General features: G+C 40.0%; 19 protein-coding genes. 7 read left to right on the forward strand and 12 right to left on the reverse strand.

Features of this window, described 5'->3' with window-relative positions; genetic code table 11:
• The first annotated feature begins 38 nt into the window (after positions 1 to 38).
• Positions 39 to 827 (forward strand): PhzF family phenazine biosynthesis protein, encoded by a 789-nt coding sequence (locus I6F47_RS16800; RefSeq protein ID WP_197184233.1) that lies wholly within the window; start codon positions 39 to 41, stop codon positions 825 to 827.
• Between the two features lie 69 nt (positions 828 to 896).
• Here I6F47_RS16800 and I6F47_RS16805 read toward each other — a convergent pair whose 3' ends face one another.
• Positions 897 to 3,404 carry a zinc-dependent metalloprotease gene (locus I6F47_RS16805; protein ID WP_197184234.1) on the reverse strand — a complete coding sequence of 836 codons (2,508 nt, stop codon included), beginning with the start codon at positions 3,402 to 3,404 and terminating at the stop codon, positions 897 to 899.
• A 287-nt stretch (positions 3,405 to 3,691) separates the two neighbouring features.
• Here I6F47_RS16805 and I6F47_RS16810 point away from each other — a divergent pair, with 287 nt between their 5' ends.
• Entirely contained in the window at positions 3,692 to 4,870 is a 1,179-nt protein-coding gene (locus tag I6F47_RS16810; RefSeq protein WP_197184235.1) for an efflux RND transporter periplasmic adaptor subunit, read from the forward strand.
• Between the two features lie 12 nt (positions 4,871 to 4,882).
• Positions 4,883 to 8,005 (forward strand): efflux RND transporter permease subunit, encoded by a 3,123-nt coding sequence (locus tag I6F47_RS16815; RefSeq protein WP_197184236.1) that lies wholly within the window; start codon positions 4,883 to 4,885, stop codon positions 8,003 to 8,005.
• Between the two features lie 89 nt (positions 8,006 to 8,094).
• On the opposite strand, the gene I6F47_RS16820 is transcribed toward I6F47_RS16815, so the two are convergent.
• Together I6F47_RS16820 and I6F47_RS16825 are read right to left on the reverse strand one after the other, a co-directional pair.
• Positions 8,095 to 8,547 carry a c-type cytochrome gene (locus tag I6F47_RS16820; RefSeq protein WP_197184237.1) on the reverse strand — a complete coding sequence of 151 codons (453 nt, stop codon included), beginning with the start codon at positions 8,545 to 8,547 and terminating at the stop codon, positions 8,095 to 8,097.
• Between the two features lie 92 nt (positions 8,548 to 8,639).
• Complete coding sequence (locus I6F47_RS16825) at positions 8,640 to 9,110, reverse strand: DUF2721 domain-containing protein (protein WP_007377300.1); 471 nt, start codon at positions 9,108 to 9,110, stop codon at positions 8,640 to 8,642.
• A gap of 236 nt (positions 9,111 to 9,346) precedes the next feature.
• Between I6F47_RS16825 and I6F47_RS16830 the strand changes: the two genes are divergently transcribed.
• Together I6F47_RS16830 and I6F47_RS16835 are read left to right on the forward strand one after the other, a co-directional pair.
• The gene (locus tag I6F47_RS16830; protein WP_197184238.1) at positions 9,347 to 12,817 is read left to right on the forward strand and encodes a S8 family serine peptidase; all 3,471 of its coding nucleotides are present in this window, start codon (positions 9,347 to 9,349) and stop codon (positions 12,815 to 12,817) included.
• A 139-nt stretch (positions 12,818 to 12,956) separates the two neighbouring features.
• Entirely contained in the window at positions 12,957 to 15,131 is a 2,175-nt protein-coding gene (locus I6F47_RS16835) for a S9 family peptidase (RefSeq protein ID WP_197184239.1), read from the forward strand.
• 42 nt (positions 15,132 to 15,173) lie between these two features.
• Here the strand turns inward: I6F47_RS16835 and I6F47_RS16840 are convergent, their stop codons facing one another.
• From I6F47_RS16840 to I6F47_RS16855, 4 genes are all read right to left on the reverse strand, one after another.
• Positions 15,174 to 16,661 (reverse strand): sensor histidine kinase, encoded by a 1,488-nt coding sequence (locus I6F47_RS16840; RefSeq protein ID WP_197184240.1) that lies wholly within the window; start codon positions 16,659 to 16,661, stop codon positions 15,174 to 15,176.
• Between the two features lie 10 nt (positions 16,662 to 16,671).
• Complete coding sequence (locus I6F47_RS16845) at positions 16,672 to 17,397, reverse strand: response regulator transcription factor (protein WP_007580488.1); 726 nt, start codon at positions 17,395 to 17,397, stop codon at positions 16,672 to 16,674.
• 62 nt (positions 17,398 to 17,459) lie between these two features.
• Positions 17,460 to 18,194, reverse strand: a complete 735-nt coding sequence (locus tag I6F47_RS16850; RefSeq protein WP_197184241.1) for a spondin domain-containing protein — start codon at positions 18,192 to 18,194, stop codon at positions 17,460 to 17,462.
• Positions 18,195 to 18,204: 10 nt separating this feature from the next.
• Positions 18,205 to 18,906: a spondin domain-containing protein gene (locus I6F47_RS16855; protein ID WP_165729342.1), complete on the reverse strand. Its 702-nt coding sequence runs from the start codon at positions 18,904 to 18,906 to the stop codon at positions 18,205 to 18,207.
• Positions 18,907 to 19,090: 184 nt separating this feature from the next.
• Between I6F47_RS16855 and I6F47_RS16860 the strand changes: the two genes are divergently transcribed.
• A complete protein-coding gene (locus I6F47_RS16860) occupies positions 19,091 to 19,447 on the forward strand; it encodes a DUF4870 domain-containing protein (protein WP_024605916.1) in 357 nt (118 codons plus the stop codon).
• A gap of 227 nt (positions 19,448 to 19,674) precedes the next feature.
• The gene (locus tag I6F47_RS16865) at positions 19,675 to 20,109 is read left to right on the forward strand and encodes a YqaA family protein (protein ID WP_024605954.1); all 435 of its coding nucleotides are present in this window, start codon (positions 19,675 to 19,677) and stop codon (positions 20,107 to 20,109) included.
• 17 nt (positions 20,110 to 20,126) lie between these two features.
• Here the strand turns inward: I6F47_RS16865 and folX are convergent, their stop codons facing one another.
• The 5 genes from folX to I6F47_RS16890 form a co-directional block, all read right to left on the reverse strand.
• A complete protein-coding gene (gene folX, locus I6F47_RS16870) occupies positions 20,127 to 20,483 on the reverse strand; it encodes a dihydroneopterin triphosphate 2'-epimerase (RefSeq protein WP_002962340.1) in 357 nt (118 codons plus the stop codon).
• A 4-nt stretch (positions 20,484 to 20,487) separates the two neighbouring features.
• On the reverse strand, positions 20,488 to 21,042 hold the full coding sequence (gene folE, locus I6F47_RS16875) for a GTP cyclohydrolase I FolE (protein WP_002962341.1): 555 nt from the start codon (positions 21,040 to 21,042) through the stop codon (positions 20,488 to 20,490).
• A 22-nt stretch (positions 21,043 to 21,064) separates the two neighbouring features.
• Positions 21,065 to 21,784: a dihydromonapterin reductase gene (gene folM / locus I6F47_RS16880; protein WP_197184242.1), complete on the reverse strand. Its 720-nt coding sequence runs from the start codon at positions 21,782 to 21,784 to the stop codon at positions 21,065 to 21,067.
• 225 nt (positions 21,785 to 22,009) lie between these two features.
• Complete coding sequence (gene nadE / locus I6F47_RS16885) at positions 22,010 to 22,840, reverse strand: ammonia-dependent NAD(+) synthetase (protein ID WP_121953458.1); 831 nt, start codon at positions 22,838 to 22,840, stop codon at positions 22,010 to 22,012.
• Positions 22,841 to 22,908: 68 nt separating this feature from the next.
• Entirely contained in the window at positions 22,909 to 23,538 is a 630-nt protein-coding gene (locus tag I6F47_RS16890; RefSeq protein ID WP_007580511.1) for a YceH family protein, read from the reverse strand.
• Positions 23,539 to 23,544 lie beyond the last annotated feature (6 nt).

Consider the following 23,544-nt stretch of genomic DNA (forward strand, 5'->3'; position numbering starts at 1 on the left):
GGCAGTTTTAAGCTATTAATCATTACAAAGTTTAAACAATGCAATTAGCTATTCATCAAATTGATGCGTTTACGAATGAGTTATTTAAAGGTAACTATGCGGCAGTGATCCCACTAAAATCGTGGTTAAGTGACGATTTAATGCTAAAGATTGGCGCTGAGAATAACGTATCTGAAACTGCTTTTACCTGCCTGCAAGACGATGGCAGTTTTGCTATTCGTTGGTTTTCGCCGTTAATGGAAATCGATTTTTGTGGTCACGCCACACTTGCGGCTGCCTATGTTTTATGTGAAGAGCATAACATATCGCAAATTCGCTTTATTGCTGATGCGGTGGGCGAGCTAATCGTTAATAAAAACGCTGATGGCAGCTTTGCAATGACCTTTCCAAAACAAGCACCGGTTGAAGTGAAAAATGTGCCGCAGCAACTGCTTGACGGCCTATCTATACAACCGAGTAAAGTGCTTAAAAATCGCCAAGCCTACTTTGTTATTTATGAAAGCGGTGATCAAATACTTGAATTGAAAACTAGCTCAGAGCTTTTAAAAACGCTTTATCCACTTGATGTAGTGGCCACTGCTCCAAGTACTGAATATGATTTTATATCTCGTTATTTTTGGCCTGCAAGCGGTGGCGATGAGGATTATGTAACAGGCTCTATTCATACTGGCTTGGCACCTTACTGGGCGCAGCAGTTGAATAAAACTACGTTAAGTGCTTATCAAGCTTCAAGCAGAGGCGGGCATTTACTATGTGAAGTGGGTGATACAACAGTCACCTTAACGGGGCATGCTGTAAGGTATTTAAAAGGCACTATTTATATTTGATCTGTGAATTAGGTTATAAAAAAGGCCACGTTAAACGTGGCCTTGGTTTACTCAATTAGTAGAGATATTTTACGCTTCTAGCGCTTTTGCAATTAAGCGATCAATATATTTTTTATGCGCTTTAGTTGCTGTATCTGCACCCCAAGCAACACTGGTATCGGCTATTTGAGTTAGCTGATATAACGCAGCTGTTTTAGCTAAGTTATCGTATTTACTTGCTTTGCCAAGACCTGCAATTGCGATTAGCTGATTAACATACTCAATTTGTAAGTTGTGACTAATAGAATTTGCGTCTTTGCTTTTCACAAAAATATTAGCGGTTAAATCTTGCATAAACTGAGTTAGGCTATATTCATTACCGTACAACGCAGTATCAGAAATACGCAGTAATACGGCTGGGTGTAATAGCTGTGCAAGTACAGACTTTTGCATCCCTAAAATCATTTGGTGTGCTTTAGGGTCTTCATTTTTGCCATAGTGATTAAAGCCACGACGTTGCAGCTGTAAGTAGCTATAAAGAGGTTGCATGTTTTGTAGTACGTCTGGTGAAAATACAAACTTTGCGAGTATATCCATCGCTTGTGTTTGGCGCTCAAGCGATACAGGTGTAAATGGTTTATCTGCGTTTGCATCACCCACTACAGCACGCTCAACGTACACACCACCAATCTGGCGAGAAACAACACCCGCTTGAGCTCGGTACTGACCAAATAAGCTGTTAGCAGAGGTAACAAGCTGTTGGTAAGACTCACCTTTAACTGTTGCTTTATCTTTTAGCTCAGTAAATAATTTATTAATTAGCGCCATACGATCTGCGCCATAGGCCGCAGGGTTTGATGACAAATCACCAATCATTACACGTGGATCGATATGGCGACCTGGTGCGCGCATATCGTCTGCGTCGTTACCAAAGGCAAGGGCATGTTCACTTGAACGAGCAAGTATTTTTTCAAGTCTAGCTTGCTCAGCAGCTTCATCTGCAAGCGCTACGCTGTAGCCATAGTTAATTGCCCAATCATCGTAAGGACCTGGTTTTGTTTGAAAAATATCACCTTGCTGCACACCAATTGGGGCAATGTTAGCCGGTGCATAATCCATAACAGAGCCGGTTACTATGCCTTGGGTTTTGTTTTTGTCGTGTACTTCTTTTTCATCCCACAAAATTGATGATTTCATATTGTGGTTAAGACCTAAAGTATGGCCTACTTCGTGAAGTACCAATTGTGTTAGACCTTGGCGAAGCATTTCTTTATCTTCAATTTTTCCGCCGCTAGCAAGGCCTTTGGCAAGCATTAGATTTTGTTGAATTTCATGCCCTAGTGAACAATTTAACTCGCCGGTGTGTGTTGTATCACCATGGCTCATTGTTCCTTGAGTGAAAAGTGTGTCGTAAATCCAGCGGTTTTTCATAAATACAAACTCAAGCATAATGTCTGAGCCCAGTATTTCGCCAGTTAATGGGTTAGCAAGTGCAGGTCCGTATCCGCCAAATGGAGGTTTAGGTGACGAAGTCCAACGCAGTACGTTGTAATTAATATCGCCCGCATCCCAATCTGCATCATCTGGTTGTACTTTTACCTCTAAGGCATTTTTAAAACCGGCTTTTTCAAAAGAAGTATTCCATGTTAAAACTGCATCACGAATAGTATCGCGCCATTGGATAGGTGTGGTGTTTTCTATCCACCAAGTAATTGGTTTTACTGGCTCTGAAAGTGCTGCACTAGGGTCTTTCTTTTGTAGATCCCAGCGTTTTATAACATCTTCATAAGGTGCCCAATCGGTAGATGTCATTTGATCAAATTGATTTGTAAAATAACCAATGCGCGCATCATCCATACGTGGTGCGTAGTTATTGCTAGGTAAAGCAACAAACGAGTGCTGAACTTTTACCGATACGCTACGTGGGTCGCTTACTGCATTTGAGCCACGTACCGTTGGGCTTGGGTTAGTAAATACGTAATCAACAACCACGTCTAGATTATTAGGGTATGGACGCTGTTTAATAATGCGTGATTTTTTATCGTCTAATTTGCCTACTTTAAAGCGCTTTTTGGCGTTTTTATCAGCTGGATTTGGCGTAGGTGATACTTTATGAAGTGCTTCGCTTAAAAATAACTTATTTACGTTAAATGCTATTTTACCGTCTTCTTCTTTTTCTATTTTAATGCTCGCAAGTACCGCTTCACTAATATTGGCATCACTCGCTTTTGAAATTGCACTGTTTTCGTCAAATTTGTAGCGAGGTGTTTTGCTAATGATATCGATACGATCAAAGTATTTTCTAAATTCAATTAACTTAGTTTCACGGTACGAACCACGATAATGGCCTGCATCTGTAACGCCATCGACAGTGTGCGCAAAATATACAAACGGCGTATTAAGTTGGGACTCGTTAATCACCATAAGGTGCTTACCGGTTTTTTCGTCTTGATAAAGGCTAAATATACCGGCAAATTCGGTTTGTCCTTTGATCATTTCGCTAAGTGTTTTTGGCTCTTTTTCGTCTTTTTTATCGGCTGCAAATGCATGGCTGCCAAACGCTAAGCTAAGCGCAAGGGTGATGGTCGTTAATTTCATTTTGAGACTTTTAATATTTGTTAATTTAATTGGACTGTACGTAAATTAATTTAATTTCGCACATCTTCGCGACGAAATTTAAGTGTACAACGCTAATTAACTGATATTAATAAACAAAAGTTTGTAACAAAATATAACAAATGAGGTGAGCTGCATGCAAAGTTATTTTTATAGCCCTAAATAGCAGTGGTTTATATGTATTTGCAACAGTTGCTTACAAATGTCACCTTAATGTTTCATATGGCTCTGGTATTATGACGTTAATAGAATTTTGGGGATAATAGGATATGCAAACAAATTCACTTAGATGGGTTTTTCCATTTGTAGCGCTAATTGTTGGTGTTGTTGGCTTTATGGGAATAAATGCCATTGCACAAGAGCCAGAAAAAAAAGAAGTAATTGATACTCGTCCAACAGTGCAAGTTGAGCCAGTGGCTGCAAACGATCATCAAGTTATTATTAATAGCTACGGTGAAGTAAAGCCTCTTGAAAGTACACAGCTTTCGGCGCAGGTGTCGGGTGAAGTGTTAAGTTGGCATCCTAATTTTGTAGCCGGTGGCATCGTTGCTCGCGGTGAAACGTTATTCACTATCGAAAAAGACAACTACGAAGCAGCAGTACTTGTTGCAGAGGCAGAAATTGCTCGTGCACAAGCAGGCTTGATTGAAGAGCAGGCCCAAGCTCAAGTGGCCGTAGATGAAGCAAAGCGTTTTCCAAGTAAAGCGCGTACCGACTTATTTTTACGTAAGCCTCAAGTGTTAAGTGCGCAGGCATCTGTAAAGTCGGCGCAAGCTGCATTAAAACGTGCACAACGTGACTTAGATAATTGTGAAGTAACAGCCCCTTACGATGCATTGGTTATTAGCCGAAATGTAGGTGTTGGTCAATTTGTGACTATGGGTTCGCAAGTTGCTGAGCTCAATAATATTGAAACTGCTGAAGTGATTATTCCTATAGCAGGGTTCGATAGCGTTTTTTTACCAGAGCGTATTAAAGGTATTACCGCAACGATTATTCAAAAAGGCCTAAACAGCTTTACCCGAGAAGGTGTAATTGACCGCGACCTAGGGATTGTTGATAACGCTACGCGTATGAGCAGTCTAGTCGTGCGTATAGAAGACCCATACGGTCTTAAAAACATACAACCAGCCATTAAGTTTGGCAGCTACGTACAGGTAAATTTTGCAGGTGCAATGCTTAATAATATTTACCGTTTACCGCAAGCTTTGGTTAACAATCAGACTGTGTGGGTAGTAAACGAAAATCAAGAACTAGAGCCTCGCAAAGTAACGGTTATTCGAGAAGAGGGTGAGTATTTTTATATTAGCAGTGGTTTAAATGCCGATGACAAACTCGTTATTACTTTACCTGAATACCCGCAAAAAGGAATGCAGGTTAAAATTGCAGGTGTAGCTGCAAAACCTGAAAGCTCAGAAACGAGCACTTCAAACACGCAACAGCTGTAGGGTGTAATAGTTATGAGCGAGTCAATACAACAAAAACAAACAGGGCTAATTGCCTACTTTGCTAATAATTCAGTAGCCGCTAATTTAATGATGTTTTTTATCATTATTATGGGGGCTATAAGTTACTTTACGATTCAGCGTCAAATGTTTCCTAATGTAGAGATTAACTACATTAATATTGAGGCTAATTACCCAGGTGCCTCTCCTCAGGAAATAGAAGAAAGTATTCTTATAAAAGTTGAAGAGTCACTTAAAGATATAACCGAAATTAAAAAAGGCGTGTATCGCGCATTTAGAAATGGCGGTACAGCAAGCCTGGAAATAAACACCGATGCAAAACTTACCGATGTGCTTGATAAAGTAAAGTTGCGTGTTGATGGTATTGCGACTTTTCCGGCAGGTATGGAACCGGTCACCATAAGTCAGGTTGAGTTTAGGCAAGACGTAATAGGTATGACGCTCGTTGCTGATTTACCACTTACAGAGCTTAAGCCTATAGCAAACCAAATAGAGGATGAGTTACTACAGTTATCTAACGTGTCGTTAGTGGTAAACGATGTTCCTCTTGATGAAATAGCAATTGAAATAGAGCCCGATACGCTGCGTCAATATAACCTAACCCTTAGTGATGTAATGAATGCAGTGCGTCGTTATTCAGCTAACTTTTCGGCGGGGCAGCTAAAAACAGACGCAGGTGTTATTTCTGTTCGCGTCGAGAATCAGTTTTACTCGGGTGAAGAGTTTAGGCAAATTCCGGTAAAAATTGGCGAGTATGGCGCTAAAGTTTTACTGCAAGATATTGCCGTGATTAAAGATCAATTTATCGAAGGTGAGCGCTACTTTAAGTTTAATGGCGAAAACGCGGTGTATTTATCGGTTAAAGCAACGCAAGAGCAAAACATGATTCCCGTTGCGGATTCGGTTAAAGCGTTTATTGATCAAAAAAATAAGCAACTACCGCCGGGTATTCGATTAGAGCCATTAATGGATATGACCTACTACCTAAATGCTCGCCTTGATATGATGAAAGCTAACCTGTTTCAAGGTGCAATTTTGGTGGCAATTATGTTGTCGTTATTCTTACGTTTTAAACTAGCGCTTTGGGTAATGATTGGCTTACCTGTTTGTTTTTTAGGGGCCATGATGATGATGCCACTATTTGGCATTAGCATTAACATTATTTCGTTATTCGCTTTTATAATGGTGCTCGGCATAGTGGTGGATGATGCCATAGTGATAGGGGAAGCTGCCTACACCGAAGTTGAAAAAAGCGGCGGTGGTGTAGAAAATGTTGTGCGTGGCGCTAACCGAGTCGCGACCCCAGCAACCTTTGGTGTGTTAACAACAATTGCTGTATTTGCACCATTCACAATGTCGAGCGGGCCAGAAAGTGCCTTCTTTTATGGTATAGCCGTTGTAGTAATGCTGTGTTTAGTATTTAGTTTGATTGAATCAAAGCTGATACTGCCAGCTCACATTGCTCATACGCACTTTTCGCCGATTAAAAAAGGTGGTTGGCGCGATCGCTTCAATACACGCTTTTTTGGTTTCGTAAATGGCCCATATAAACGTTTTATTGCTAAGTGTGTTGATTGGCGCTGGACTGTTTTGTTTGCTTTTATTGCAATGTTTATAATCAGTATTGCACTTATTACGTCTAATAAAGTACGTACAGTTCCAACTCCTAAAGTGCCGCACGACTTTCCACAAATTCAAGTAGAAATGAACGACAACGTTTCTGACTTACAAACCATTGCGGCTATTCGTGAAATAGAAGCTATGGTACTTAGAGTCGATGAAGAAACTGAGCGTGAATTTGGTCAAAAAATTATTCGTGATGTATTGGTATTTAACCAAGGCAGAACCGAGTCGCAGTTACTAGCTCCATTAGTTGACGAAGATTCACGTCCATACAATGCATTTGAACTTTCGCGTCGCTGGCGTGAGGCTATGCCGACTATTGCTGGTATTAAGTCGTTAACTATTCAAGACGATGTTGGTGGCGGCGGTGGTAATGGCGGCGGCGAGTTTGGCTATTTACTGTATGGCTCAGACATAGATACTTTAAATCAAGCGGGTCGTCGTTTTATTCAATTACTTCAACAGCAAAAAGGGTTGTTTGATATTAGCTCAACCATAGATCCTGCGAGCAAAGAAGTGCAAATGAGCCTTAAACCCGTTGCTTACGATTTAGGCTTAGATTTAGCCGGCATTGCAAATCAAGTGGGTGCTAGTTTTTATGGTGGCGAAGCACAGCGTGTAATCCGAAACGGCGAAGAAGTACGCGTAATGGTACGTTACCCTAAGCTGACTCGTGAGGCATTTTCATCGCTTAAACACACCGTTGTTACTACCCCACAAGGGCGAGAAGTACTTCTTGGTGATGTAGTAGAGCTAACAGAAACGCCAGGTATTAGCTATATACGCCGTGAAGGTGGTTACCGTACCGTGTATGTTTATGGCAATATTGATGAAGAGCAAATTGAGCCAGGCGAAGTGGTTAAGCAAGTAAAAGAAAATCTACTGCCACAGCTAATAGAAGAATTCCCAAGTGTTAAATCAGAGCTTGGTGGCGCAATAGAAGAGCAGCAAGCTCAAGCTAATGAGCAAATAATGTTTTTTATTGGCGGAATGATTTTAGTATACATACTGCTAGCTGTGCCGCTTAAAAGCTATTCACAACCGCTTATTGTAATGTCGGTTATTCCGTTTAGTTTAACCGGGGCTATTTGGGGTCATTACTGGTTTGATTTAGATATGAGCTTAATGTCGGGATTTGGCTTAATTGCCGCAGCAGGTGTTGTTATAAATGATTCACTTGTAATGACAGATTATGTAAACCAAGTTCGCCGCGAAGGTGTTAGCGTTAAAAATGCAGTAATAGAAGCTGGTTGTGCCCGCTTTAGAGCAATACTATTAACGTCTATAACAACCTTTGCTGGTGTATTACCTATTATGTTTGAAACAAGCCTGCAGGCTAAGTTTGTAATACCTATGGCAGTAGCACTTGGCTTTGCTGTTATGTTTGCAACGTTAATAACGCTTATATTAGTACCGTGTTTATATATTATTTTAGGTGATATTGGTGCCGTATTTAAACGCCCATTTAAAAGCCGAGCTGTGAAAGTCTCGTAGATAAAAAACATAAAAAAAGCACTGACCGTTATTAACGCTCAGTGCTTTTTATTATCTATTTATTGTTGTTAAACTGGCTACAACAATAATTAATCTTTAAATTGCTTATGGCAATCTTTACAGCCTTTAGCCCATGCGCCAAAAGCTTTACCAATTACGGCTTTATCGCCCGATTGAGCAGCTAACGCTAGCTTATCTGCATTTGCTGCAAAAGCATTCGCTTTTTCAACAAAGGTTGCATTTTCGGCCCAAACAGCAGCAAGTGCAGCTGTGTCGCCTTTATCTGTTCTTTCGTAAAACGCTTCCCATGGCATTTTTGAAAGTGCAGCAGCGTTGTTAGCACGCATTTTAAATTGCTCTGCGTCAAAAGGTACTTTACCTTTTAGCATTGCGCCCATGTCACCAATTTGCACTGAGATCATTGAAAACGCAGCTTGGCGGTATTCAATCGCGTCACTTGGCTCTTTAAATGCAGAATTTGCCGATACGCTAAATGCACACGTTGCCAGTGCTATTGTTGCTAATACTTTTTTTAATTTCATGTTTGCCCCTGTTGAAAATTGTAATTCTTAATTCGGTATCTTGTATCTAACATCGTATTTATTCAAGTGAATACGATAGATTTAACTAAAACTTAATCGTTTATATCAATATCTGCAAATATCATCCCGCGACGCATGCTTCTAGTTGCTAAGAATACCTCACCAAGTAACGACATAAATGCACATATAAGTAATGCCATTGCTGCTACAAAACAACAGGCAATTGTAACGCCTAAGTTTATAGATTGAATATGCGATAAAAATAACAACATAACCACAGCGCATACAAGTAGTGCGCTTAATACACTTAAACTAAAAGCAATATGTATACATCGAGAACGCTTTAAAAGGGCGCGCAGCTCTGTAGCGAGTGATTTATTAAAGTCCTCGTCAGTACTTACTTTTAGTCTGCGTTCTAGCTGACGTGCCCTATCGGTAATTCGTGCTAAACGATTAGATAAAACACCTAAAGTAGCAGCAATACCCGTGATTAAGAATACAGGGGCAACGGCCGTTTGAATTACTTTAGCCATGGTTAAAATGTTAATTACTTCGTTATTCATTCATTTCTCAAGAAAAAGTTAGAGTTGTTTACATTAGTTCACAAATATGATTTTTTAACTTTATTGTTTTAAATCAATTTGCTGAGGTGGTGTTTTCTTGTTTTTTGGATTTGATGTCATGTGTTTGTAACCAAGGTGTTGCTTGGGTTGTACCAAAAGTTTTATATTCAGTACAACAATATAATCATTTTGATTAATACAAATACAATAATACATAACCTATCCAAGGGGAACTCATGGCTAAAAATATAATAAAAAAAACTGCTATAGCTACGGCAGTCTCAAGTGCATTTCTTGCTACTTTTGTTAATGCGGCAACTTTACCTAATGCAACGATTGCACCTCAAGCTGCAGAGCAGCTGAAAGAATTAGCATCTGAGCAAAAACAGCCTTCAGCACATATGATTGTTTTACGTGCAGCAACTTCTGTTGATGCTGTGGCTTCTGGCACTTATGAAGCGTCAAGCAGTCGTGAAATGATTGCTAACGTTGAGCTGCTTCAAAACACGATGGCCAACGAGCTTAGTAGCTTAGACTTTGATGCAAAAATAATTGGTAAAACAAAAATATTAGCACCAACATTAATTGTGCAGGCGACACCAGAAGCCTTAGCTAAAATAGCTAAAGATTCACGAGTGGCTAAAGTATTACCGATGTTTGACTACGAATTACATGTAGCTGCAACGTCTGAATATATTAATGCTAAGCCTTTAATTGTTGATGGTATTGTAACTGGTAAAGGTCAGCGTGTGGCTGTTCTAGATACTGGTATTGACTATACCCACAAAGCATTTGGTGGTGAGGGTACTGTAGAAGCATACGAGGCTGCTCAAGCTGATCCTACAACGGTTGATTGGCCACAAGGTATTGTACAAGGCGGTTACGATTTTATTCGTGACGATGCTGATCCAATTGAAAATGATGCTGCAAATTCTCCTTCTACAGGTGATGCAACGAATCATGGTACGTCTTCTTCAAACTCAGTAAATGGTATTGCACCAGATGTTGAATTATATGTTTACTCTGTTTGTGGTGGTGGCTGTCCAAGTGCCGCTCAAGCTGCGGCATTAGAAGCTGCAATGGATCCAAATGGCGATGGTGATATTTCAGACCGCGTAGATGTTATGAACATGTCATTAGGTGGCGAGTTTGGCGATACATATACAGGTGGTGGTGCGCAATACCTAATTCAACGTGCTGTTGATTTAGGTGTGAATATGGTTATTTCAGCTGGTAATGATGGTGATCATCCATTCCGTATTGGTGGCCCAAGCACGACACCAAATGCGTTATCAGTAGGCGCAATGACTCATCCTACAACTGAAGTTGGTACTGCTACAGGTACTATTGCTGGTATCGAAGGTAATATTCAAGCATCAGGCTTTGGTCCGCAAACTGACTTTGTAATTACAGGTGCAGATATTGATTTAGTGTACCCTGACACAAACCAAGATGGTTGTGTTGATTTTGCTGATGATGTTGATTTTACTGGTAAAGCGGTTTTAATTGACCGTGGTGCATGTGCATTTACAGTTAAAGTACTTAGTGCACAGAAGAAAGGTGCTGAATTTGTACTGATTGCAAATAACACAGATGATGGCACTCCTGCACCAATGGGTGGCAGTGATGACAATGTAACTATTAAAAGTGTAGGTATTAATTTTGCTGCAGGTGCTGCTTTAAAAGCTCAATTAGCTGCAGGCGATACGGCAACATTTGATATTGATGTAAAAATTAAAACTACAGCAGGTGCAGTAGCTACGTTCTCTTCTCGTGGCCCTTCGATGGATGGTTTATTAAAACCAGAAATTACTGCCCCTGGTACTAGTATATTAGTTGCAGCAGCAGGCACGCAAGATCAGCTAGCTCCTGTATCTGGAACATCTTTTTCAGGCCCTATTACAGCCGGTGCTGTTGCAATGGTACGTGAAGCTCACCCTGAACGTAATGCATTTGAGATTAAAGCTACAATAATGAATGCAGCTGACTTAAATGTAACAAATGAGCCTTTAGCAAGCAGTCCTGACTCAGAACTGGCTCCAATTAGTATGATTGGTTCAGGCTTGGTTGATGTAACTAAAGCAGTCAACTTACCAGTTGCTGCATGGGTTAATAATACACAGTTTAATACTAAACAAGCGGCTCTTTCATTCGGCCTTGTGTCAATGGCTGGAACAGAGTCTCTAACTAAAACAGTGACTGTTAAGAACTTCTCATCAGATGCTAAAACGTATGCGCTGCGTACTGAAGCTCGCTACCAAAATGATGACGATACAGCTGCAATTAGCTGGGATTTCCCTGAGTCGGTAACAATCCCTGCAGGTCAGTCAATTAACTTTGATGTGACGCTAACTGTTGATCCAACAAAACTACCAGCGTGGGAATTAGAAAACCCATTTAGTGCAGACGACATTGCTGCAAGAAGCGCTGCTCTTACTTCAGTAGAGTTTGATGGTGCATTGGTATTTAATGACGCAAGCACTGATACAGACCACGATTTACACGTTGTATATCATGCAATGCCAAAAGCTGCGACAGAATTAAGCGTTTCGTCTCAAATCATTGATAACGAAATGGCACTTATTGTTGAAAATAGCGGCCAAACAGACATTACTCCTTTTGCAGAAAGCATTGTTGCAACAGGCACAGAGAAAACACGAGAAGAAGCTGAGTTTAATATTTTAGCGACTACTTTCTCTGCATTTGCAGATAGCTCTTGTGACTCTGGTATTTTTGTAACGTCGTCTATCCAATTGCGCGACCCATTAACGCATGTATTCCAAGCAGGCTACAGATTAGAAGTTGATACTGATAATGACGGTGTTTATGATCAAGTTATGCAAAACTATAACGACCGCGGTCGTGAAACAGCATTCCCTGGCCGTAGCCGTACAGTAATTGGTGAAACTGATGGCGCTGGTAACGATTCGTTAGCATGGGTTACTCCGCTTTATCACTCAGCCGGTGAAGATACTATTACCTTCTCAACTTGTAGTGAGCTACTAAACGTTGATGGTTCATTACTTGGTGAAAACATGAACTTTAAAGCATCTGTAGGTTACCCTTCATATGTTACAGGTGTATTCACTCAGACCGATAGTATTGAAGGCTCAACTACATTTGGAGCATCTCCAAGTGTAACGCTTACTTCTATGGAAACTGGCGAAGCAGTTACTTCACTTAAACCGGGTGAAAAAGCAATTGTTGAAGCAAGCGGTCCATTTGCATTATCACAAACATCTGGTTTGGATATTGTTAAAGTGATGAGTAGTACTGAGTTAGAGCTTCCTGCAATCGACGCCCCAATGCTAGTTGGTGGTGAGTTTAGTGTTTCAGAAGATGCTGCTAACGGAACGGTTGTTGGTGCACTAACTATCACTGAGTCTGACCAAGACTTAGATGTGTCAGAGTACTATGTGCAATCAAGTACTCACCAAGGTTTTGGTATTGATGCGGATGGACAAGTGGTTGTAACTAATACTGAATTGTTAACTGGTGATTCATCAGCTGAACTTCAAGTTGTTGCAATTGATGTACGCGGTAATGTATCTGCTCCTGCTGTAGTTACTGTAAGTATTACTAAAGTTGTACCACCAGTAGTAGAGACTGTAGCACCAGAAAGCAAAAAGAGCTCATCTGGTTCACTTGCATGGTTAACATTACTAGTAGCGCCGTTTGCATTCATACGTCGTCGTAAACAAAAGTAATTTTATAACTAAATAGTTATATAAAGGGAGCTTCGGCTCCCTTTTTACATAGCTTCACAAACTAAATCACAACATAGGTTGTTTTTAGGTATATTTAATTACTTAATAAAAAATAAAAATACAACAAGGACTTTGACTGATGAAACGCAACCCATTCGCACTCGCAGCACTATCGCTCGCTATTTTAAGTGGCTGTAATCAAGCCCCTGAAGAAACCAAAAAAAGTAATACACAAGTTAAAACGGTTCAAGTAGCCCAAGCTGTAGCGCCGGTAGCTAAAAAAGTGCCACATGAAATGACTATTCATGGTGATACACGTATAGATGATTACTATTGGCTGCGTGATGATGAACGTAAAGCACCTGAGGTAATTAACTACTTAGAAGCTGAAAACACATACACTGATGCAATGCTCGCACATACTAAAACGCTGCAAAGTGAGTTGTTTAAAGAGCTAAAAGGGCGTATTCAAAAAGACGATGATTCGGTCCCAGTTAAAAACGGTGATTATTTTTACTCAACACAAACACGTGGCGATAACGAGTACACTACTTACTTACGCAGCAGCGATTTTGCAGGTACCGATCAGCAAGTTATTTTAGATGTAAATGAGCTTGCTAAAGGTCATGATTATTATGCAGTAAGTGGTTTAGATGTAAGCCCTAATGGCAATTTAATGGCTTATGGCGAAGATACTGTTAGCCGTCGTATTTATAGCGTAAAAATAAAAGATTTAACTACCGGTAAATTACTCGAAGACACACTTGAAGGCACCAACGGTGGCATTGTGTGGGCAAACGATAATAAAACGGTTTACTACATTAAAAAAGATTTACAAACTCTACTAGGTTACCAAGTGTATCGTCATACATTAGGTACATCGCAAGCTGATGATGAGCTAATTTACGAAGAAACTGATACCAGTTACTACATGGGTATGAGTAAAAGCAAAGATGAGTCAGAGATTTATATTTGGCACAGTAGCACGGCTGCATCAGGCGTATCTGTATTAAGTGCTGATGATACTAAGGCAATGCCTAAACGCTTAATTGAGCGCGAAGCAGGGCTTGAATATGATATTTCGAAGCTAGGGAATACTTACTACATTGTAACTAACTTAGATGCTGTAAATTTTCAGCTGATGAAAGTTGATATTGATAAAGCAGGCGACAAGGCTAATTGGCAAAGTGTGATCCCAGCGCGCGATGATATTAAACTCGAAGGCATTGATTTATTTAATGACTACTTAGTTTACCAAGAACGTGAAATGGGCCAATCAAAGTTGATTGCGCGTGATTTAAAAACAGGTAAAGAGTTACCACTGAGCTTTAACGATAGCGCTTATACAATTGGTACTTATGGCAATAACGATATAGATAGCAGCACGTTACGTGTTTACTACACAAGCATGACCACTCCAAGCTCATCGTACGATGTAAATTTAGCGACTGGCGATAAAACGCTTCTTAAGCAACAGGTTGTGTTAGGTGATTTTGATGCTGACAATTACGCTTCAGAGCGCATTTTTGTAACAGCACGCGATGGCATAAAAGTACCGGTAAGTTTAGTTTACCGTAAAGATGCGTTTAAAAAAGATGGCACTAACCCGCTACTGCAATATGGTTATGGGTCGTACGGCGCAACCATGGATCCAACGTTCTCAAGCTCACGTTTGAGCTTGTTAGACCGTGGTTTTGTATTTGCAATTGCCCATGTACGTGGCTCGCAAATGCTAGGTCGACCTTGGTACGAAGACGGCAAGCTACTCACTAAAAAGAATACGTTTAATGACTTTGTTGACGTAACCAAAGCATTGGTTTCTCAAAAGTATGGCGCAAAAGATGAAATATTTGCGTTAGGTGGCAGTGCTGGTGGCTTATTAATGGGCGCAGTAGCAAACCAAGCGCCTGAGCTTTATAAAGGCATGGTTGCTGCGGTACCGTTTGTAGATGTAGTAACAACGATGCTTGATGCGAGCATTCCGCTTACAACAAATGAATACGGCGAGTGGGGTAATCCGAACGAAAAAGCGTATTACGATTACATGCTGTCTTACTCGCCATACGACCAAGTATCTAAGCAAGCATATCCTAATATGTTGGTAACGACTGGCTTGCACGATTCACAAGTTCAATACTTTGAACCTGCAAAATGGGTTGCTAAGCTGCGTGACTATAAAACTGATGACAATAAGTTACTGTTTAAAATAGATATGGAAGCAGGGCACGGCGGCGCATCGGGTCGCTTTAAGCGCTTAGAAGATACCGCGCTAAACTATGCATTTATGCTTGATTTAGCGGGTATTAAAAAGTAATTAATTTATATATTTAAAATAAACAAAAATGTAAGGTGCTTTTTAAGAAAGCACCTTTTTTTGTGGCAAGTTAAAGCTAAACATTGTGCCTTTACCAATTTCACTTTGTACGTAAATTTCGCTATCCATCAGTTTTAATAACCCTCTGCAAATAGCCAATCCTAAACCACCTTGCTGGCGCCCTTCTTTATTAGAATTACTTGCTTGGTAGTGCGGATCAAAAATAGCATTCAGCTCATCTTCTTTTATGCCTACGCCCGTGTCTGATACATGCACAAATAGTTGATTATCGTCACTGCGTTTTACATGTACTGCAATGCTGCCGCCGCGAGGGGTATGCCTAATTGCATTATCAATTAAGTTACTTAACACGCGCTCTAATTTAGCTATATCGGCAACCACAGGAAAATCACAAATCGCAGGTTCTACCGACAAACTAATGCCTTTTTTGTCAACGGCTAAACTAAATTTTGCCATGCAATCGTAAATGAGTTCACCTAAATTAAAGGTTTCTTTATTTATACTTATTTCGCCATTTTCTAAGTGAGCAAGTTCAAATATTTGCTCTATGAGTAGCTTTAATTGCCCACAATTATTAAGCGATACCTGTAAGTATTCTTGTTGTTCTTTTTGACTTAATTGCTCACCTGACTGATTTAAAACTTCTAAAAACCCCTGCAGTGAAGCAAGTGGTGTACGTAGGTCGTGCGATAAGTGAGTTAGCAACTCTTTGCGTTGTTTATCGCCTTGTTCAAGCGCTTTAAACTGCTCATTAATACGGGTTAACATGGCTTGAATACTTCGCCCTAAACTATGCACTTCGTTACTTTTTTGCGTTGAATAGTTACTTAGCTTGGTGTCGGTAAGGCTGTAGTTAGCGGCTTCAATATTACTAACATCGCGTGCTAAGCGCTGAATTGGGTTGGTAAAAAAACGTAGTAAAATTAGCATCGCAATAAATAAAAATGCGAGTGCAGAGCCAAGCCATAAAGCAGCTAGCCATAACTTATCATTATTTTTTACAGTGCTTAGTGAGGTATCGTAAGCCTCACCACCAATAATTACATATAAATAACCTTGTAGCTTATCTTGATTAAATACTGGCGCGGCTGAAAATATTTTTTGTTGCTCTTTATTACGAGGGTTGTCACCATAAATAGGTGCAGCGCTTGGGTCGTTAATCAGCCTTTTTAAAGGCGTTAAACTAATATGCGTGCGTTTAACTTTACCCGGTTTTGCTGAGTAAGTAAGAATCTTTCCGGTTTTGTCTACAAAATAAAATTCAAACGCCGGGCCTAATAACATTAAGGTATGAAAGAGGTTTTCAAGCGCTTTATAGTCGTAAACACCTTCTTTTATTAATGGGTTATCTTGTACTAAATGCTCAGCTAGCGCTAAGTGCAGATTTTGTTCGGCGTGGTGTTTTGAAGTCAGTTCTAATTGCTTACTCCAGCCGTAAACTAGGGCGCAAATAAAACAAAAAATCACGACTAGCGATATAGCTAATTTTTGATACAAAGATAATTTCATAATAGGTGTCTTAATTGAGTTGGCTAGGGTTTAGTTTGTAACCAACACCCCAAACTGTTTCGATGATAGGCGCTTGTTGGTGTTCTTCTAGCTTGGCACGTAAGCGGTTTATATGTGAATTAACCGTGTGCTCGTAGCCACTGTGTTGGTAACCCCATACTTTATCGAGTAACTGCTGGCGGCTAAAAACATGATTAGGATGGCGTGCAAAGTAAACGAGTAAATCAAATTCGGTGGCGGTAAGGTTAAGGGCTTGCTTGCCTAAATACACTTGGTGCGAACTAAATTCTATATTGAGTGAGCCTACATTTAGTGTTTGTTCGCTATCAACGGGGGAGTTGTCGTTGTTTTGGCTAGCGAGTAGTTGTGCTCTGTGGCGTAATTGGGTTTTTACTCTGGCTTGTAATTCGCGTGCAAAAAAGGGTTTACAAATATAATCATCGGCGCCCATTTCAAGGCCAATAACTCTGTCCATATCGCTACTAAGCGCGGTGAGTAAAATTACGGAGGTAGTTGGGTAATGCTCTTTTATTTTTCGGCATAAGCTCAAACCATCCATTTGGGGTAAGTTTATATCGAGTAAAATAAGTCCGTAGGGATGCTTAGCTATTTTTTTTAAGGCAAGTTCTGCGCTTACAACATGATCTACATGTAAGTTAAGCGAAGTAAGTTGTGTGGTAATTAATTTACCTATTTCTCTGTCGTCTTCTACTACTAATATTTTTTCGTGACGCATGTATTACCTCGTAAAAAGGGGGGCATCCGTGCTCCCTTACTTCCCCATTACAAGCTGGAACGTTACTGCGTGCGCGTAATTACTATTTTCGATACTGGGTTATCAAACTTATGTTCAACACCAAGTGCTGATGTAGATAATCCATCTTGATTTGAAACAATGCCTGGATGCATCGTTATTATATCGGCTGTATCGTCACGTATTTCGTTAAACCCTTCACCGCTAGCGGCAGGACCTGGCACAGTTTCAGCTGTTTCTGTATTTGCTTCCGTACCCGCATCATAAGCTGTCGTAGTGCGTGATAACGAGCCGCCAACTTCTAATGTTGATACATCTAAAGAACTAAGACCGGTAAAAGCATCATTTGTATTCCCAAGCATGGCAGCAAATGACAAATTAAGCGTTTCTTGCTCTTCAACAGTAATGATTACTGTGGTGGTTTCACCAGGGCCAATAGCGCCTTCAGCTGAAACTGCAGCAAGTGCACTTTCGTAGCTGAGGTATTCTTCATTTGCACCGCTTTCTGCAAGCATTTCTAAACCAACAGAAGCTGTTGTACCGAATGTCCAAGGTGCTTCATCTTCAAAAGCAATGACAGAGAGTGGTGACAAAGGCTGTCCTGCAGTTAAGTTACTAAAAGTAATAGTAAACTCACTGATCACAGGTTCTATAACAATTGGCTCAACAACGACCGGCTCTTCAACCACTGGGTCGTTATCATTATCGCTACACGCTGCAAGTGTGGTTGCAAGTGCAAGCACTAGTAGACTTTTTTTAAGGTTGTTAGCAGATGACATAATCATGCTCCTACTTAACTGTAACGGTTAATTGCGCTACTGGGTTTAACCATCTGTGTACTGTATTACTTAAATCGCTATTACCCGCTTCTAAATCGTCATCGCCTAAGCTACCTGGGTGAATATGGATGCTTGTATTTGTATCACCACTTAATATACCTGTACCGCCAGTGCCAGCGTCGCCACCTGGAGCCGCAGGAATACCCGGAGTACCTGGAGCGCCAGAGCCTTCAACTACAAGCTCATTATTTTGTTCTGTGCCTGCATCGTAAGCATTTAAATTAATTGTGTAAGTACCCGCTTCTGTTGGGATTTTCCAGCTGTTTAAGCCTACAAAGCCATCATTAGTTGGTAGCATCATTGCAGTTAAAGATAGGTACTCGTTACCGTCAGTAGTTGTTAGTGTTGCCGTTGTAGATGCGGCTGGTGCAAGTAAACCTTCAGCTGGATTTGCAGCCATATCACTGCCCGCTGCAGTTGCTTGTGCAACTAGCTCTGCAATATTGCCGCCTTCAGCCATTGTTTGTAATGCTGTAGATGCCTCTGTTGCTACTTCAAATAGTGTGTCTTCGCTGTTGTGTGCTGTAATTAACAGTGGAGTGAAGTGAATACCCTTGGTTAGGTTAGTAACTTTTAGGTCTAATTCTGCGGCCATAGTCGATTGGCTAGCTGCCGCTAAAAGAATTGCAATTGTTAATGTAGAAGTTTTCATTATTATTCCTGTAAGTGATGATTCGAGTTAAGTATTGAATAATCGTCTCCAGAAACTCTCACAAACTTATCACTTTTTTATCACAAGATTTCACGCTGTGATTTTTAAATACAAATACGTTGGTTGATTTGTAGACATTTGTTTAGTTAAGAGGCAACATACATAAAACAAAAAGGAGAGTGTTATGGAAGAAAATCAACAGGTTGAACCAGTTAATAAAGATGACCGTATGTGGGCTATGTTATGCCATTTGAGTGCGCTTGCCGGATTTATTGTGCCGTTTGGCTCAATAATTGGGCCATTAATTGTGTGGTTAATTAAAAGAGATGAGATGCCAGTTGTTGACGTGCACGGTAAAAAGGCGCTTAACTTTCAAATAACGATGGCAATTGCATATGTAGTTTGTTTTTTACTGATGTTTGTAGCAGTAGGCTTAATATTACTACCTATAGTGGCAATTTTTGGGTTTGTAATGGCAAGTATTAAAGCTAACGAAGGTAAAGAGTTTAATTACCCGTTTAGTTTAAATTTGATAAAATAAAACCTCAGTTATTTTTATACCAATTGCATTAAATTAGTGATCTATTATAGCGATAAGAAAATAGCTCAATAACAAGGCTAAAATTATGATACATAGTTGTTCTATATAAATGATTTTTAACGTCGTTAGTGAGTTATTTAATACGCTAGAATGATCATGTTTTTAATAAAATTGGTATTATAAACCCAGCTATAGGCTGGGTTTTTACGTTTAGCCATAAGGACATTATGCTTTATCTCACGTTATTTATTAGCGCATTTATATCTGCCACATTACTGCCTAGCTCTTCTGAGGTGATAATGGTGGGGATGATTGCCCAAGGTAAAGTTAATTTATGGCTTATGTGGTGCGTAGCAACACTTGGAAATGTATTGGGAAGCTGCGTTAATTACTGGTTAGGTACACAAGTACTGCGTTTTAAAGATAAAAAATGGTTTCCGGTATCGCAAAAAGGGCTTGATAACGCACAAAAGCAATTTAATAAATACGGTGTGTATAGTTTGTTGTTTGCTTGGCTGCCAGTAGTAGGCGATCCGCTAACTGTAATTGGGGGGATATTTAAAGTACGCTTTAGTCTGTTTTTATTACTAGTAACACTAGGCAAAGGCGCGCGCTATTTAGCGGTTATCGCCCTTGCCGTAGGATTCGAAAAGCTTTTTTAAATAAGTTTTTTAAGGCCTTATTTAGCCCAATCAAGCGTTAACGACACTGAGTCGGCAAAACGCAGTGCATGCGGTTTATCAACACGTGCTTTAGCGTAATGAACACTTGGGTGTGCGTGACAAACCGCAAGAATTTCAGCCACTAATTTTTCGAGCAGTAAAAAGTGGCCTTGCTCTACTAAGCTAATTACTTCTTTGGTGATCACTTTATAATTAAGTGCTTGGTCAACTTCATCCGTTTTACACGCGTCATCAGCAGGGTAGTGAATCTCTAGGTTGATCACTACATCTTGCTTTTTTTCACGCTCATCGGGGTTAAAGCCAATAAACGTACGCAGGCGCAAATTAGTAACGTTAATAATTGCATTAGCCATAGGGTTAACCTTTTATAAGCTGCAAAAATTCGTTACGTGTTTTAGGATCGCTTCTAAAGTTACCTAACATTACTGATGTACGCATGCTTGAATTTTGCTTTTCTACACCACGCATCATCATACACATGTGTTTTGCTTCAACAATAACGCCCACACCTTTAGCGCCAGTAACTTCTTCAACTGCTTTAGCGATTTGATGCGTTAGCTGTTCTTGAATTTGAAAACGGCGTGAAAACATATCAACAATACGTGCAAATTTAGACAAGCCCAATACTTTACCGTTTGGAATATAAGCAATATGGCAACGGCCAATAAAAGGTAGTAAATGATGCTCACACATAGAGTAAAGCTCTATGTCTTGCACTAACACCATGTCGTCAGCGTCAGATGTAAATACCGCTTTATTAGTTATTTCATCAAGCGTTTGACGATATCCTTGCGTTAAATATTCCATTGCTTTTGCAGCACGTTTTGGCGTATCAAGTAAGCCTTCGCGGTTAGCATCTTCGCCTACTGCGGTGATGATTTTTTCGTAACTTTCTTTTAATTCATTGTGCATAAATATCTCAGTTTATTTATATTTACTTTAAATGACGGCCGCCATCAACAGGCAAAGAACGCCCTGTGATGTAGTGGCTTTGTAATAGTAAATCAATGCTATTGATAATTTCTTGGCATCCGGGTTCAATGCCCATTAATGATTTTTTAAGGGTCTTAGCTCGATATTGCTCATCGTCATGTTCATTAAAAATAATGAGTGATGGAGCAACCGAGTTCACTTTTATGTTTGGCGCATATTTAGCGCTAAACGATTTAGTTAAGTTATCGAGAGCTGCTTTACTTGCTGCATAAGCTAAGTGTTTAGGGCTGCCTGTTTCAACTACATAATCAGTAAGGTGAATTATATCAGCAGGTACTTTTTCACTTTGCTGATAGTTTATAAGCAGCTCAGCGCACATTAAATTAATTAAATACGGTGTTTTGGCGTGTATACGCATCATATTATCGAACAGTACTGCAAAGTCAGGATTGTTAGCTTCGCAGTCCCAGCTTGATGCATTGTGAACAATAGCGCGCAGCCATGTTGTATGCTCTTTAAGCGTATTTATAAATGCACTTATACCGTCATCGGTACTAAAATCGGCATAAATACATACAGCGCCTAGTTGCTCTAATTTATCAACAGCGTCGTGACGAGTACGATACGTAATAATAACAGCCTGCCCTTGGGCTATATAATGCTGAGCGAGCGCTAAACCAATACGTTGGCCTGCGCCGGTAATTAAGATGGGCGATGTCATATAAGGCAGTGTTCTCTTTGGCGGGTAACTTATACCAATATTGTTAAAACATGATCGATCTATCGCTATTTTCTTAGGGCTATAATAGATCACTAATTTAACGCAATTGGTATTATAAAATTTAAAGCGTTAATTTACTAAAATATACGCAGTTTCTTAATCTGTCGATCAAAAAAGCAATTAATCCTCAAAGGCGTTAATTGCTTTATTTTATTTACTAAAACATTAATCGTAAATTGTCGGAATTGGTTGGCGCTTATGTTGTGTACGCATGTAAATACTTACAAGCTTTTGTTCAACGTCTTTAGAAACAGATTTACCTTCTAAAAAGTCATCAATTTGCTCATAGCTCAAACCAAGTGCTTCTTCATCTGTTAAGCCTGGGCGGTCGCTTTCTAAATCAGCTGTAGGTGCTTTATCTACTAATAAAGCTGGGGCACCGAGTGCAGTAGCAAGTGCACGCACTTGGCGTTTTGATAAACCAAATAGCGGAGCTAAATCGCACGCGCCGTCACCAAATTTAGTATAAAAACCAGTAATGTTTTCAGCACTATGATCGGTACCCACTACTAAGCCTTGGCAAAAGCCAGCAATTTCGTACTGAGCAACCATACGTTGGCGTGCTTTAACATTACCTTTAATAAAATCTATCTGAGCTTGCTCAGGCAGTGCTTCACCACAGCCAACTACAGCAGCTATAGCTTGCTCATGCAATGCATCAGCCGCAGGTTGTACGTTTACGGTCATACGTTTACTTGGCTGGATAAAATCAACCGCCATTTGCGCTTCGTCTTCATCGGCTTGTACGCCATAAGGTAAGCGCACAGCAATAAATTGGTATTTGTCAGTATCGTGTTCTTTATTTAGCTCGTTTACGGCAAGTTGACATAAGCGGCCACAAGTTGATGAGTCAACACCACCACTAATACCCAATATTAGTGATCGTGAGTGAGCTGCTACTAAACGTGCTTTAATAAAAGCAACCCGGCGAGTTATCTCAGCATTTACATCAATAGTTGGCTGAACCTTCATTTCAGCCATAATTTCGGCGCGCATTGCCAGCTCCTTATAAAATTTAATATGTGATACGCAATAAACTTATTATGTGATTTAGTCTTAATTAATTAAAGTTTTAAATGAGCTTTTATTTTGCGAAGCTCTACTTTTAATTCTTCCACTTCTGCCAGTAAATCACTTAATTCTTTATCTTTAATTACTTCGCTTGGTAGAGCAACAAAGGCATCGGCGGGATTATTTTGTTGTTCGCCAAATAAATGAATGTATCGGCTGTCGCGTTTACCTGCTTCTCGTTCTAATTTACGGGCGTAATCGCTTTCAATCAGTTTATTGAGCGCTGTTTCTACTTCATTTACGTTATTAAAATCAGCAAGCCTAGCACTGCGAGTTCTTAATTCACCTGGGGTTTGGGCACCACGTAAAAGTAATAAACAAACAATGGCACGTTGCTGAGCAGAAAATTGCAGATTACTAAACTCAGTGTTGCAAAAGCGGTGGTCGTATTTATTTACGCGACCAGAAAGCCCTTCATCTATAGTTACCAAGCGCATGTCTATTAGTTCATCAAGTGCGTTTTGCACGTCACTATCTGTAAGATTTAACACAGGATCGCGATTAGACTTTTGATTACATGCGTTCACTAGAGCGTTTAACGATAGCGGATAATGTTCTGGCGTTGTGCTTTGTTTTTCTAGTAAGCAACCAAGAATACGTTGTTGATTTGCTGATAACTGCATAAATAA

The sequence above is a fragment of the Pseudoalteromonas sp. NZS37 genome, assembly GCF_015864265.1.
GTDB classification, from domain to species: domain Bacteria; phylum Pseudomonadota; class Gammaproteobacteria; order Enterobacterales; family Alteromonadaceae; genus Pseudoalteromonas; species Pseudoalteromonas arctica.